The organism is Bacillus ndiopicus (assembly GCF_000612805.1).
In the GTDB taxonomy this organism is placed as follows: Bacteria; Bacillota; Bacilli; order Bacillales_A; family Planococcaceae; genus Metasolibacillus; species Metasolibacillus ndiopicus.
The window spans coordinates 168,215-182,809 of the sequence record NZ_HG964403.1 but is presented as its reverse complement, the minus strand read 5'-3'; the positions used below and the strand labels follow the sequence as shown (position 1 = coordinate 182,809).

Sequence of the window (14,595 nt, the reverse complement as noted above, 5' to 3'; positions counted from 1 at the left end):
GCCCCTATCTCTTAACCTTCACAAATGATTGAATGGAAGTTTTGCCTTTGCGCAGCATACTAAATAAAATTTGCATAATGACTTCAGCAAAGACAATTCCCATTGCGATAGCGCCTGAAATCATAAATACACGCATTCCATTTTGCATACCTAATGCATAATCCAACTCTACAATATTGCGCATCGTGTTGTAGGCTACTCCTCCAGGTACAAGTGGAATAATACCAGATACGCTATAAATAATCATTGGCATACGAAATTTCCTTGCTAGTGCTTGTGCTAAAATTGCCACAACGAATGCACCTGCAAAGGAAGCTTTCACCTCATCTACCCCATGCATACCAAATTCATAGTAAATTAGCCAGCCGATAGAGCCTACGACACCACAATACGGAATGGCTTTAACAGGTGCATTAAAAATTACACCGAAACAGGCTGTTGCTATAAAGCTAAAAATGATTTGAATTACATAATCCATACTATCCCCCCGTTACCATGCCATCACAAGTGCAATTCCTGCACCTATTGCGAATGCTGTTAAAAAAGCTTCTGCACCTTTTGCCATACCTGCTGTAAAATGCCCCGCCATCAAATCGCGTACTGCATTTGTAATAAGAAGTCCTGGTACAAGCGGCATTACAGAACCGATAATAATTTTATCAATTTGTGCCCCATAACCGAAATAAAGAGCTAACGAAGCAATGATGCCAATAGCGAGTGTCGCAACAAACTCTGAGAAAAATTTCACACGCGTTAGCCTTTGCATAACTGTTACAACATACTGCCCTGCCCCTCCCGCTATAAAGGCTGCTGGCATATCCCCCCATATTCCGCCAAATAGTATTAAAAAACTAATACTAGCGAAGGAAGCCGCCAAAACTTGTAAAAGAACAGGTAGAAAATAATTTGTCTTTTGTATCTTATTTAACTCGTCATATGCCTCTTCTAGTGTTATGATGTGAGATGTAAGCTTTCGCGACACATTATTAACAAGTACAATACGGTGTAAATCCGTAACTCTTGTCGAAATAGCTGAAATACGTGTTGGCTGTGTTTTACCAAGAGAAAATATAATACCTGTTGGAGTTACATAGCTTTGTGCATCATTCATATTTTGTGAACGAGCCATTCGAAGCATCGTATCCTCCACTCGATATGTTTCTGCTCCACTTTCCATCATAATGCGACCGGCCAATAAGAAACAATCAATGGCTAGTTCGTTTTGCTGGGGCTTCTCTATCATCTTTCAAACCTCCCTTGGTATTTTAACTTGACTAAAAGTAAAACCTACTTATCTTATCAATATTATAGTAGTGACTACCACCTTTATATTCAAGTGAATAATGTATTAATTATACTAGTATTACAATTTTTTAGATTTTAGAAATTATAGCATAATTAATTTCACCTCAGCTAACTCTGCCCAGGTTTTTAAGCTCACTCGACTTTTAGAAATCTATAACATTCGCTGGAGGCTTATCTTGATTTAATAGGTGCAGGATACCCGCTAAATCAAAATAATCAACATTTTCCCTAAATTCGTCGTCTTTTTTTAGCGCTTATTCGTCTATATTTTATAACAGAAAGGAGCCCTTAACGCAACATGAAAAATGAACGTAGAAAAAGACGTGGACCATGGATTGACCTTATTCTAATTGGGGCAATCATCGTTTTAGCAGCAGCCATTGTATTCTTTACAGTTATTAACCCAGAGTCAAAATTCCAACAAGCTAACGAATCCGAACAGACTGAAACAGATGCTTTTCAAGGAGAAGTCACAGAAAGCCAATCTAGCTTCCCTGGTATTCGCATTGTGACAGATACTTCGAACGATAAAATAATGCCGTATGCTATTCAATACCCTCAATCTAATTCAGATTCTTTTAATAAGGTCGTTACTAAATTTATTACGGCCTCAAAGGAAAAATACATAGCGGAAATGCGTTTAGAAAAAAATGTAGACGATAATAAAGTCGAGCCTGGCGAATTAAATATTAGCTTCGAAACATATCCGTACAAAGAACATTACTACTCGTTCGTATTAAAGAAAAAATTACGAACAAGTAGCAGTGATGATATGACAGTTACAACTTATTTTTATAATAATGAAACTGGTGAACTACTAGATATTCGTGCTATTTTAGGTGAGGATTTAAAAAATCTAGAAGTATTTTCAACACATATTCGCTCACAAATTACAGATAGTGTAGAATTTGAAGGTCATTTATTGGAAGAAGAAATGTTAGCAAAAACCGAGCCAAAATGGAAACTATTCCAACGCTTCTCTATTCAAAACGAAGCTCTAGTTTTATATTTTGATGCAGGTGAAATTGCCAATCCTGAAATAGGTGTACCGACCGTAACAACATCACTATCATATATTAATCCTATTCTTGCTGAGCAATTCCAAGAGCAAATGGTAAGTACTGACACGATTACATCAGACCAAGATACGGCTAATGATCCAGTAGAGCAGGATAATATTAAACGTGTTGCACTAACATTTGACGATGGTCCTGATCCTAAAGTGACACGACGCGTTTTAGAGCTTTTAGAACAATATAATGCAAAGGCAACATTCTTTATGCTCGGTAGCCGTGTACAATATTACCCTGAAATTACTCAAGAAGTGTACAATGCAGGTCATGAAGTAGGAAACCATTCTTGGAGCCATCCCGTTTTAACAAAGCTTACTTCTAAGCAAGTTTTATCTGAGTATAACTCAACAGAACAAGCAATCAATCAAGCTATTGGACAATCAGCTACTGTATTCCGCCCTCCATACGGCGCGACAAACCAGCGTATTAATGGACTTATACCAATCCCTGTTGTCAACTGGACAATCGATACGTTAGATTGGAAGCACCGCGACGCAAAACAGTTATTGCCGATTATTAAACAACATATGCACAACAATGCGATTATTTTGATGCATGATATTCATGCTTCAACTGCTGACGGTTTAGAGCCTGTACTTCAATATTTAACTGAAGAGGGCTATACATTTGTGACAGTTAGTGAGGTCTTGAAATATCATTAAATAACAAGAGGCTGTAGGGAAAACAAATAACCCTACAGCCTTTATGTATTTTAAGCTATTTAGAAATCCAAGAATTCTCTAAATAGAATATTGCAATGATACTAGTGTTTCTTTATTTTCAATACATCCGTTTGATACCATAATTTTTTTCATTGGATGATTATCAACTTGCGTTATTCCTATATACGATTTTGCGCTAAATTCATTTTTTAATCTATATAACCCGATTGCATGTAGATTCTTCCCTAGCCCTTGCCCTAAATAAATTGGATGAATGCCTATCCAAAACAAGCGCCCCTCTTGATTTGTATTTGGTTCTATATGAGGAAAAACTACCCCAACTGGTTTATTATTAATTATGTACACTGTATACATTTTATGTGCCTGTAATGGAAGTTCTGCATTCATCTCCGTTAGAAATTTTTTTGCATCATCAATGCTTTTTCTCATAACTTCTGCCAAAAAAGCAATAGAGTTACTATTAAAAATTGACCATACCTCATAATCCTGTGGTGAAACATCTAACGGTGTTGCAAAATCCCCCTTATACACCACTCTTTCACCTTTAATTTGCATTTTCGCTCTAGTGCAATTCAAACATTCTAAAAAAACTTTAGGACACTCAAATCTTACTGTTTTAAAGTTACTATTTTTTAATTGACACAACAGCTCATTTAAAAGCACATCAACTTCAGATGCTTGAGAAAGATTGTTCTCTAAAGCCTCTAATATAAGTCCACTATCACTCTTTATATAATTTACGCCACTTCTTAGCAAACGTTGAAGTATTTTGTCCACTTTATATTCACCTACCCATTCTTTACTATACATAGAAAACTACTTGTTTTGGGGTACCCCCAAAACAAGTAGTAATTGAATACCATTATATTACTTCGTAAAATTCACAGTGCTCAATTTCTCAAAAGTATTTAAATCATAGCTCACAACACCACTTTGAGAGATTGTGTAAAGTGCATCATCGATGTAAATCATACGACGAACCGTTTTATCCCATTCTTCATACATTTCACTCGATTGTGCTGGCTCTATTAAATCTGCTTTTAGCTTAATTCCTTGTGTTGTCACTTCGTATACTTGGGAGCCTGTTCCTTTATAAATCATTTCGTTTGCATTCTTTTCTTCATATAGCGACACTGGGAAGCCGTAGTAGCCTTTCTCTATATGACGAAGCAATGCTTTATGATCATATTGCACTTCAGAATATGTGCCACGTCCCCCGATAATGACTGCTGATTTTTCCTTTGGATACGCTAAATCACTTACATCGAATAGCGCTAGCTTCATGCCCTTTGTTACGATAAATGGCTCTTTCGTATATTCACTCATACGAATTTCTGTATCATAGCCTATACCGATTAAATGCTTATCATCAAGAGGGTGTAAATAGTTGCTAAATCCTGGAATTTTCAGCTCCCCTAACACTTTAGGTTTTGCTGGATTTGCCACATCGATGACAAACAGTGGATCCACCTCTTTAAATGTCACAAGATATGCTTTATCCCCCATAAAGCGTGTAGAGAAGATGCGCTCACCACGCGCTAAATCTGTTAGGGCCCCAACTTGCTTTAAATTACTATCGAGAATAAATAAATGATTTTTAGAATCAGCATTGCGCCCCCATGCAAAGCCTTCTGTTGTTGCAATGCGGAAATATCCATTATATTCATCCATTGAGAATTGATTTAATGTTGTCCCTTTTACTTCTGCCTGCGCCACTAATTTGATTGCTGTTTGATTCACAGCAAACTTATAAATTTGTGTGTTTGATGCAGCTGGCATAATCATCATATCTGTCACCATGCGCTTTGATGCCGCCGGAGCTACAAAGTCATATTTAGGTGCTGTCACATAAATTGCCTCTGGTGACATGTATAGCTGAGAGCCACTACCTAAATAGCTTTCTGTCTTTACTTCATTTTTAGCAAAATCCTTTAAATCTATTGCTGATAATGTTGTGTAGTTTGGCTCTGTATTGCCAGGGAAAATTGAAATCTTTTCAATTGGCATCGGCTGTGATGTGTTTTGAATATTGCTATCGTATGTGTATGGGCGCAGTTCTACATCTACCCCTTCACGTAGCAACCAATAATTAGGAGACGAATTCGTCACCATATACAAAACATCGCCCTGCTTACGTATACCAGCGCTATTACCTTCCTGCCCAATTTCACGCACTAATTTTGGGTTTTGAGCATCTTTCACATCAAAAAATGCAAACTTTGATAACGATGTTGATTGCATATAATCCTTCCCTTTTAAAGGACGCTCTTCATAGCTATCGTACGCAACGATTAGTAATGAATTGTGTAAAATAAGCTTTGTTAAATATTGATTTTCCTTAAATTTCTTTTTCGCAACAACCTTCATGTTTTTAGGATTTTTTGCGTCAGTAACAACAAGTTCATTTTCAATAATCGAATAAATATAACGTCCATCTGTAACAACAATATCGCCCTCTTCAATACCTTCCACTTGATTATTTGTTGTAGAATGACTTGAAGATTTGTTACTTGCCACGCTATCATTGCGAGATTCAGATGTCTCCATCATTTCCTCTTGAACTCGGTTATGACCAAAATTTTGATTGTTCAATACTGTTTCAAAATAAGTCACTAAATCTTTTGTTGATTTTATCTGCTCAACTGCCTTCACCACATTAAACTCTACAGATTTTTTCTTATTGTTTAATGACAACTTTTTATAAGCTCCTTTATCAACATGTAGCGTGTATTCTCCTATACTTAAATCCCAAACAATAATCGCATTGGCTGCCTCGTTTAACGTCAACCGCGCATTTACCTTTTTTCCACTAGCATCTGTAACATACACCTTGCCATTTGTTAAGCTTGCCTGTGCAATAATACCTTCTGAAAAATCAACATAAAATGGCTGCCCTTCTAATACCGATGTAGTTGCATAGACTTTTTGATTCCCAAACAAAGCTAGCGTCGCTATAAACATAATAGCTACGGTAAAAATTGTGCCTATTGTCCGCCCTTTCTTCATGTTCTCTTCACTCCTTTTTATGGTTTTCTTTCCATGTCATTAAATAAGACGAGGCACAATAAATTTCGTTACACATTTTTTGAAAAGTCCGAAAAATATGTTTTGAAAACTTGGCCTAAATAAATATGGCTGTAGGAAAAAATACTTTCCCTACAGCCATTTCTCATTTTACCATTTTACAATCATCGCAGAACGGTGTGATGTTTCTCTGATATCTACACCACGCTTTGCCATTTCTTCAATATATGCCGCACCTGGCACTATCAATTCTGGTGCAAAGACGCCGCGCTCTGAAATTACCCCATTACCAATCATTTGGGCAACGACCGATGCCGTGTTTGCTGTTGCGCGAGCCATCGCCGTTACGCCTGTTTCTAAATCTTTCTTCACAACCATCTCATATTCATATGTCACTTGCTCTTCTGATTTTTCACCAGCTACAATAGCACGTAATAATACGGCATCTACTTTCTTTCCAAGCTCTAGCTTTTTCTTTAGCGCTTCACGTACAACTTCACGCACGCTTACTTCATGACCATTTGCCTCTACAAAATTATCTTTGCTTAAGAAGTCTAAATCAGCTAATAACTTGAACTTCTCAACATGCCCTTTATAACGGATTGTTTTGTACTCTAAAGTTTTTACATTCGGGAAAGTTTGAGATAATGTCGAGATTCCCCCTGATGTATAAAACGCTTCTAGTACACCAAACTCGTCAAAGTAAATTGGCTCCACACCAGTTAATGATTCAACTTCTGTTAACTTACTGTCCTGAATCATTTTGGACGGCTCTGTATAATGGTCAAAGACACCCTCTAACGAGAATACATGTGTATAATGTAGTGGTGGTTTTGGCTCTGTAGGAATACCACCCACATATAGTTTAATAGATTCCACCACATCTAGTTTTGTCGCCCCGTACCCTGCTAAAATATTAACCATTCCTGGCGCAACGCCTAGATCTGGAATAAGTGTTACCCCTGCTGCCTTGGCTGCATCTGACATCGCAAGCACATGCTCTGTCACACCACCAATATGCCCACCTAAGTCAACCGCATGAACACCCGTGGCAATCGCTGCCTTGGCTACCGCTTCATTGAATTCATAAAATAATGCGTTGATTGCAACATTTCCCTTCGACATAACATTGTGCAATGATTCTTCTGATGTTGCATCTAGTTCAATGACTTCTACTTTATTTGTATTTAATGTAGCGACAAATTCCTCTGCCGCGCTTACTACTAAGTCTGCTAAATATACTTTTTCAACTGATTCGCTTGCTACTAAATCACGTGCTACTTCTTTCCCCATTAAACCTGCACCTAGAACTACTACTTTCATGTAATCCAACCCCTTTTATTTAGTATGTCATGTGGGGCTGTCGGAAAAGTATTTTTTCTGACAGCTGAACGCACTTATATTGAAGTAAAAAGCTCTTATTTACTATCAAAATCTTCTAAGCATTCACGCTAGAAGGATTTAGCTCAATCAATAGAAGATATTTTAAGATAAAGTATATACACCTAATCGTTTCACTACATTAAGTATCAATTTGTGCTCTTTGTAAAGTACCGCTGTAATCTACATAGACGCTTTTCCATTCTGTGTAGACATCAAGTGCAGCTTGACCCGAGTCTCTATGGCCATTGCCCGTACCCTTTGTTCCACCGAATGGTAAATGGATTTCAGCTCCCGTTGTCCCTGCATTTACATAGACAATACCTGTATCTAAAAGCTGCTGTGCTTTAAATATCGTATTCACATTACGTGAGAAAATAGAACTCGATAATCCGAAGCGCACGCCATTATTTACTTCGATTGCCTGCTCTAAGCTGTCAATCTCAATGATACTAACTACAGGGCCAAAAATTTCTTCCTGTGCGATAATCATATTTGGACTAACATTTGTAAAAACAGTTGGCTCAAAATAAAACCCTTTATCGTACGGTGCTTTAGTTAATATGTGACCACCTGTTAACAGTGTCGCTCCTTCTTGCTTACCAAGCTGTACATAATGATTGATTTTTTCAAGCGCTTGGCGGTTAATAACAGGACCTACTTTTACATCTGGGTCAAGTCCATTACCTATTGTGATCGCTCGCATTTCTTTTAATAGCTTTTCCTCCAGCTCTTCCTTCACATCACGATGCACGATAATACGACTACATGCTGTACAACGCTGTCCTGCTGTTCCAAAGGCGCTCCAAACAATTCCTTGTACCGCTAGATCCACATCTGCATCATCCATTACGATAACTGCATTTTTGCCGCCCATTTCCAGTGAAATTTTCTTTAAATGTTTGCCTCCAAGCTCCGCTACCTTACTACCAGTAGCAGTTGAACCTGTAAAGGAAATGACACGCACATCAGGATGCTCAATCATTGCTGTACCAATCGTTGGTCCTGTACCAAATACAACATTAGCTACACCTTTAGGCAGGCCTACTTCTTCAAAAATTTTGGCAAGCTCATATGCCATCATCGGTGTTTCATTGGAAGGCTTCCAAACAAATGTATTGCCTGCCACAATTGCAGGAAACGACTTCCATGTTGCAATAGCAATTGGGAAATTCCATGGTGTAATTAATCCAACAACGCCTATCGGGGCTCTCACACTCATTGCAAATTTATTTGCTAGTTCAGATGGCGCTGTTTCGCCAAATAATCTGCGTCCCTCTCCAGCCATATAAAGCGCCATATCGATGCCTTCTTGCACCTCTCCACGCGCCTCTTCAATTACCTTGCCCATTTCCTTCGTCAAAATCTGCGCTAAATATTCCTTTTTTTCTTTCAATTTAAAGCCAATTTCATATAAATAGTCTGCACGTTTCGGTGCGGGAAGCAATGCCCACTCCTTCTGTGCCTTTTTTGCTGCTTGAACAGCTGCATCAATTTCCGTTTTTGTTGAGAGTGGCACTGTACCTAGATGCTCACCTGTTGCTGGATTAATAATTGGCATCGTTTGTAGCTCTCCTTCGACCCATTCACCAGCTATATAGTTTTTCAGCTCCATTTAGTCTCTCCTTTCCGTACGCAAAAACTTCATTTCTTGTGTTACATTACAAATTATTCGACATTCTCTATTTTAAACCCTCTTTTTTCTGATTTTAAAAATAATTTTAATATTTTCGAAACTTCTTTTATTTACGACACGTACATATAGTAAAAATTATATTTTGAAGAGAGGTCAGTTTAGCGCATGTTACAACAGCTTTCAAAAACTTGACGATAGACAGTAGAGATATAATTAATAGGAGGAACAAACAATGAACAATCATGAAATTGATTACAAGCTTTATGGAGACGATATGCAATTTGTAGAGGTGGAGCTTGATCCAGCTGAAACAGTTGTAGCTGAGGCTGGCAGCTTGATGATGATGGAAGATGATATTCGTATGGAAACGATATTTGGTGATGGCTCTGCAAAAGGCAGTGGTGGCTTTATGGATAAGCTTATGGGGGCTGGTAAGCGGTTATTGACAGGTGAAAGCTTATTTATGACAACATTCACTAATACCGGATCTGGCAAGCGCCATGTTTATTTTGCTGCACCGTATCCCGGAAAAATTATTCCGATTGATTTAAGCGCATGGAATGGAAAAATTATTTGCCAAAAGGATGCTTTTTTAGCAGCAGCTAAAGGCGTATCTGTTGGCATTGAATTTCAGCGTAAATTAGCAACAGGCTTTTTCGGTGGAGAAGGTTTCATTATGCAAAAGCTTGAAGGTGACGGAATGGCATTTATTCATGCAGGTGGAACAATTCATCGTCATGATTTACGTCCAGGTGAAATATTACGCATCGATACAGGTTGTTTAGTTGCTATGACGAGAGATGTCGATTACAATATCGAAATGGTAAGTGGCGTGAAAACAGCATTATTCGGTGGAGAAGGACTATTCTTAGCAACGTTAAAAGGACCTGGTACAGTATGGGTGCAATCACTGCCATTTAGCCGACTTGCAAGCCGTGTATTCGCAGCTGCCCCAGCTACTAAAGGCGGTGGCGGAAAATCAAGCGATGAAGGCGGCATCGGTGGATTATTCGATTTATTCAACAAGTAAGTAAAAAGCCTTGCTGGCCAGCAAGGCTTTTCTTATTTTTACATATATAATACAACAAGTAACACGATCGCAAGCACAATACGATAAATCGCGAACGGTGTTAGTTTAACACGTGAAATTAATTTCAGGAAGAATTTAATTGATATTAATGCAAACACAAAGGCACTAACAAAACCAATCGCATAAAACATAAAATGATCTGGGTTAATATCATCCCAATGCTTAATTAAAGATAAGCCGCTAGCACCAGCCATAATCGGCACAGCCATAATAAACGTGAAGTCTGCTGCTGTTTTATGGTCTAAGCCTAAAAGCACCCCACCTGAAATCGTTGCACCTGAGCGTGAGAAGCCTGGCCATAATGAGATACATTGTACAAGCCCAATTTTCAGCGCTTTACCATACGAAATTTGATCTAATGATGTAATCGATGGCTTCTTTGGTCCAAATTTATCAGCAATAATCATCAAGAAAGCTCCAATAATTAAGCCAATTACAACAGTATTAATAGAAAATAAATGCGTATCAATCATATCTTCCAGCAACACACCAAAAACTCCTGCTGGAATAATACCAACAATAACATGCCCTAAGTTAAAGCGTTGAGTTACTGCTTTTCCATCAATCTTATATAAACCTATTAAACTCAACATTCGCTTCCACATCACTACAACTACAGCTAAAATCGAACCTAACTGAATAACAATTTTAAATGTATTTGCGGAGCTAGAGCCTAAAAATTCTTGGGTTTTCAACCACATATCATCAACGATAATCATATGACCTGTTGATGATACAGGGGCAAACTCAGTCATCCCTTCTACAAAGCCCAAAATCAGTGCCTTTAATAATTCAAACCATTCCACTACGTAATTCCTCCAATTCTACCTTAATTACTTTCAACATGAATTACCCACAGCTCCGAGCGACTACCTACGCGCATCGGTGGACCCCAAAAACCGAAACCACTTGAAACCAGTGCATGCATACCTTCTTTATTTTTATAGCCATAATCTAATTCAAATACTTTATCTGTAATAAAGTTATTTGGCCATAGCTGCCCTAAATGAGTATGACCCGAAACATGTAAATCTACCCCGGCTTTCATAGGTGAGTTTAAATCATCTGGAGTATGATTCATCACAATCCAAGGCTTATCTAGCTCTTTCGGCGCTAAATCGGCAATCTGTTTTCTCGCTTTATTCGTTTTATCTTCTTGTCCCGTTAAATAGAAACGCTCTCCTACTAAAATAGTTTCATCTAATAGCATTTTTACATTCGCTTTTTCCAGTTCATCAACCACTGCTGCAATGGCATTTCCATAATACTCATGATTACCAAGTATCCCATATACACCATATGTAGCTTTCAACTGTGCCATCACTTCACCCATCCCCTTCTTGATAAACAAATCGGGCTTATCGTCCACTAAATCACCTGCCAATAACACGACATCTGGATTTTGTTCATTCGATAATGTCACAAATCTTTGTAAATGGGCTTTATTTGATAACGCGCCTAAATGAAAATCTGAAGCTACAACAAATGTCATCGGCTCATCCACATTTAATTTAAGCGTCGTTTCCCTCACAACAGGAGAATAGGCGTTATACGTCCCATAAATAAAGAGCGCTATGAAAACAATCACCCCTACGCTACCTGTAGTACGCACTGTTAAAGGGGTAATAAATGTAATGATATTTGCAATAATACATAAAATTAGCCCGTACTCAAAAATAAACATCCAATAATTCCCTAAAATTGATAACGGACGTAAGAATTCATGAATTCTACCTAACACAAAGCCAAATGCTGCCACGTAAAGGAGGGACCAAAAAATAAGATTTGGTATATGTATGCTTATAGATGTTAACCATAAATTCAAATTCCAACCTATGTAAAATGTCAGCCCACTATAAATAACAACTACTAATGTACCAATTAAAAACTGCAATGTACAGTATCCTCCTGTTCTTTTGTCATGCAAAAGTATAACATTACTTTGTTCAGCGTAGAAAAATATAAGTCTCAGAAATTGAAAAATTCTTATTTTAATACTTTGAAAAAACACATGTTAATCAAAAAAACGAAAAGGCTGTTGGCAAATGTAGATGCAGACCTACATTTCCAACAGCCTCATATTTTAATATGCTACTTGCACAGCAACTGTTACTTTGAATAAATCGCCATCCACTTCAATTCTCATACGTGCACCATGTAAATCAACAATCGATTGAGCGATTGCTAACCCTAAGCCAGAGCCTTCTGTGTGACGCGATGTATCTGCGCGTTTGAAGCGCTCAGTTAACTCATCTGCATTTTCCATCAGTTCATATTTCGCTACATTTTTCACTACAAGCTCAGCTTCAGCCCCTTGCTGCTTCAATGTAATATAAACACGTGTGCCTTCTAATGAATATTTTTGTGCGTTGACAATTAAATTATCAATGACACGCCACCATTTTTGCCCATCTACGTATGCAAAAATTGGCTGACTTTCGATATTGACGCGCATATCTAAGTTTGCTGTAGTAAATGCTTCTTCATGCTCTCCAACAGCCTGTTGTAATAGCTGTGCTAAATCAACTCGTTGCTTTAATAGCTCGACATTGCCACTTGCCATTTTCGATACATCAAATAAATCTTCAATCAATGTTTTTAAACGTGCCGATTTTTTATCAAGTATATCTATATATTTGCTACGCTCTTCCTCTGATAAATCTGGCTTTTTCAATAAATCAGTATACGTAATAATGGATGTTAACGGTGTACGTAAATCATGGCTAACATTCGTAATTAATTCCGTTTTTAAACGCTCACTTTTCGCTTGCTCCGTCATAGACGTTCTGACGCCATCTCTTAATTTATTTAAATTTTTAGCATGTGTCGCAATAGGTGATTTGCCCTTCACCACAATATCACTTGATAAACGTCCTTCCGCCATATCCTCTGTTTGCTTTATTACACGACTGAGGTAGCCCATACGAAGAAGAAATACATATAGTGTCGGTATAAATATGAATAAGAATAATGGTACGTAGATAATAAATAGCTTCCCGTCAATCAAAGCGCCAGTAAATCCTACCCCTGCAAGGAAAAATACGATAAGCATTGCAAATGTTTGCATGCCAATCGAACGATTTAAAAAGGCGTCCTGACCCGCTTGCCAAATTCGAAGAGAAATAGATTTCTTCCATCGTTCCATATCTCGCGCATCACCAAGTAACCAAATTGAACTAATAACAATGGCAATAAATAAGGCAACAGCGAAAGCAAATATTATAATTAATTCTATTGTGTTTGTAATATTGTATTGCTCAGTTCCATAATAAGAAATACTAAAAATAGTGTTAGCCAGCTCTTCGACTAAATTAATAAGTACCATGATGCCGAACAACACAATAGCAATTCCCACATCAATTGGCAATTTGTTAAATAGCGGCTTCATTTTTGGTAGAAGTGTTTCAATTTCAACTTTCTTAGGTCGTACTAAAAATAACAATACTAATAATGTTAAAATTCCTGTAACCCAAACGATATAAGAGAGAATTTTAAAGATTTCAAAGCCCTCATAATTTCTTTTTAGCTCCGAATCTTTTAAAGCTGTTTTTGGCAATGTAATAGTGCCTGTAAATTTTGGCTGCTCCACCGTTAGCGGAATCGTCTGATCTACTAAAGCATATTCTTCTTCAACGCCTCCATTCATGTGAATTTCTTGAATAGAAGTCGATTCATTGGGATACACATCCAGTGGTGAAAAATATTCGCTATTTTCCGCTAAAAATTGCTGCTCGAAAATATTTGGTGCAACTGTATTATTGTTGAAAAAACGTTGCCCCGTATCAACATTCACTAAATCATAGCTAAACATCTTATAGCTATTTGATGCCATAAACTCCCTTCGATATCTCTCCTTTTCAGCAGCATAGTTATCAATAATCCGTTCCTTTAATACACGGATTTTTGCTTCTACATGCGCATCATCTGCAAAGTTTTTCTTAATTTCCTCAATTTTGCGATCACGCTCTTGCTTCGCTACTTCTTTTACCTCTTCAGAAATTCCTTCATCTTGCAAACGTTCGTTATATTGTAGAACGATATTTTCTATCTGTTCCTCCACTGTTCCGTAATAATTACGATAATAATGAATTTCATCCTTCGTAATTTTTATTTGTTCCTTCGCTTTCTCTGCATCAAACGGTACTAAAACATATTCATACAGCCATCCGTAATATTGTCTTAGCTCCATTTGAAATTCATCTGAACTAATAAAGGACTTACCGATAATCCTATTCGCATTCCCCCAAAAAGAAAATAACGCGAATACCGTCCAAAAAATCAATAGTAATGTGAGGACGCCTCTTCCCTTTTTCATTTAAAATCCTCCTAAAAAAGCTTTCGTAATAGTTGCAATGTATCCATTAAATCCGCTCTTGTCTCCCATAGAAACATTCCGATATAAAC

11 protein-coding genes are annotated in these 14,595 nt (G+C 37.5%); 2 read left to right on the top strand and 9 right to left on the bottom strand.

Annotated elements, in window-relative coordinates; all coding sequences use genetic code 11:
* Nucleotides 1–4: 4 nt before the first annotated feature.
* Together TY13_RS00865 and TY13_RS00860 are read right to left on the bottom strand one after the other, a co-directional pair.
* Nucleotides 5–478 carry a threonine/serine exporter family protein gene (locus TY13_RS00865; RefSeq protein ID WP_042470499.1) on the bottom strand — a complete coding sequence of 158 codons (474 nt, stop codon included), beginning with the start codon at nt 476–478 and terminating at the stop codon, nt 5–7.
* Between the two features lie 12 nt (nt 479–490).
* Complete coding sequence (locus TY13_RS00860) at nt 491–1,243, bottom strand: threonine/serine exporter family protein (RefSeq protein ID WP_042470498.1); 753 nt, start codon at nt 1,241–1,243, stop codon at nt 491–493.
* 360 nt (nt 1,244–1,603) lie between these two features.
* Here TY13_RS00860 and TY13_RS00855 point away from each other — a divergent pair, with 360 nt between their 5' ends.
* The gene (locus TY13_RS00855) at nt 1,604–3,040 is read left to right on the top strand and encodes a polysaccharide deacetylase family protein (RefSeq protein ID WP_042470496.1); all 1,437 of its coding nucleotides are present in this window, start codon (nt 1,604–1,606) and stop codon (nt 3,038–3,040) included.
* A gap of 78 nt (nt 3,041–3,118) precedes the next feature.
* Here TY13_RS00855 and TY13_RS00850 read toward each other — a convergent pair whose 3' ends face one another.
* From TY13_RS00850 to TY13_RS00835, 4 genes are all read right to left on the bottom strand, one after another.
* Nucleotides 3,119–3,838 (bottom strand): GNAT family N-acetyltransferase, encoded by a 720-nt coding sequence (locus TY13_RS00850; RefSeq protein ID WP_042472288.1) that lies wholly within the window; start codon nt 3,836–3,838, stop codon nt 3,119–3,121.
* A 90-nt stretch (nt 3,839–3,928) separates the two neighbouring features.
* Nucleotides 3,929–6,067 carry a beta-propeller domain-containing protein gene (locus tag TY13_RS00845; RefSeq protein WP_042470493.1) on the bottom strand — a complete coding sequence of 713 codons (2,139 nt, stop codon included), beginning with the start codon at nt 6,065–6,067 and terminating at the stop codon, nt 3,929–3,931.
* Between the two features lie 168 nt (nt 6,068–6,235).
* Complete coding sequence (locus TY13_RS00840; RefSeq protein WP_042470490.1) at nt 6,236–7,408, bottom strand: saccharopine dehydrogenase family protein; 1,173 nt, start codon at nt 7,406–7,408, stop codon at nt 6,236–6,238.
* A 199-nt stretch (nt 7,409–7,607) separates the two neighbouring features.
* Nucleotides 7,608–9,080: an aldehyde dehydrogenase family protein gene (locus TY13_RS00835; RefSeq protein WP_042470487.1), complete on the bottom strand. Its 1,473-nt coding sequence runs from the start codon at nt 9,078–9,080 to the stop codon at nt 7,608–7,610.
* Nucleotides 9,081–9,333: 253 nt separating this feature from the next.
* On the opposite strand from TY13_RS00835, the gene TY13_RS00830 reads away from it, so the two are divergent.
* Nucleotides 9,334–10,131 carry a TIGR00266 family protein gene (locus TY13_RS00830; protein ID WP_042470483.1) on the top strand — a complete coding sequence of 266 codons (798 nt, stop codon included), beginning with the start codon at nt 9,334–9,336 and terminating at the stop codon, nt 10,129–10,131.
* Nucleotides 10,132–10,169: 38 nt separating this feature from the next.
* Here the strand turns inward: TY13_RS00830 and TY13_RS00825 are convergent, their stop codons facing one another.
* The 3 genes from TY13_RS00825 to TY13_RS00815 form a co-directional block, all read right to left on the bottom strand.
* Complete coding sequence (locus TY13_RS00825) at nt 10,170–10,997, bottom strand: undecaprenyl-diphosphate phosphatase (RefSeq protein WP_042470480.1); 828 nt, start codon at nt 10,995–10,997, stop codon at nt 10,170–10,172.
* Between the two features lie 23 nt (nt 10,998–11,020).
* Nucleotides 11,021–12,085: a metallophosphoesterase gene (locus tag TY13_RS00820; RefSeq protein WP_042470478.1), complete on the bottom strand. Its 1,065-nt coding sequence runs from the start codon at nt 12,083–12,085 to the stop codon at nt 11,021–11,023.
* 189 nt (nt 12,086–12,274) lie between these two features.
* Nucleotides 12,275–14,506: a HAMP domain-containing sensor histidine kinase gene (locus TY13_RS00815; RefSeq protein ID WP_042470477.1), complete on the bottom strand. Its 2,232-nt coding sequence runs from the start codon at nt 14,504–14,506 to the stop codon at nt 12,275–12,277.
* Between the last annotated feature and the right edge of the window lie 89 nt (nt 14,507–14,595).

What these genes read in the sequence shown, in the direction of transcription:
- TY13_RS00865 (WP_042470499.1), bottom strand. Translation starts at nt 478, where the DNA reads ATGGATTATGTAATTCAAATCATTTTTAGCTTTATAGCAACAGCCTGT.
- TY13_RS00860 (WP_042470498.1), bottom strand. Translation starts at nt 1,243, where the DNA reads ATGATAGAGAAGCCCCAGCAAAACGAACTAGCCATTGATTGTTTCTTA.
- TY13_RS00855 (WP_042470496.1), top strand. Translation starts at nt 1,604, where the DNA reads ATGAAAAATGAACGTAGAAAAAGACGTGGACCATGGATTGACCTTATT.
- TY13_RS00845 (WP_042470493.1), bottom strand. Translation starts at nt 6,067, where the DNA reads ATGAAGAAAGGGCGGACAATAGGCACAATTTTTACCGTAGCTATTATG.
- TY13_RS00840 (WP_042470490.1), bottom strand. Translation starts at nt 7,408, where the DNA reads ATGAAAGTAGTAGTTCTAGGTGCAGGTTTAATGGGGAAAGAAGTAGCA.
- TY13_RS00835 (WP_042470487.1), bottom strand. Translation starts at nt 9,080, where the DNA reads ATGGAGCTGAAAAACTATATAGCTGGTGAATGGGTCGAAGGAGAGCTA.
- TY13_RS00830 (WP_042470483.1), top strand. Translation starts at nt 9,334, where the DNA reads ATGAACAATCATGAAATTGATTACAAGCTTTATGGAGACGATATGCAA.
- TY13_RS00815 (WP_042470477.1), bottom strand. Translation starts at nt 14,506, where the DNA reads ATGAAAAAGGGAAGAGGCGTCCTCACATTACTATTGATTTTTTGGACG.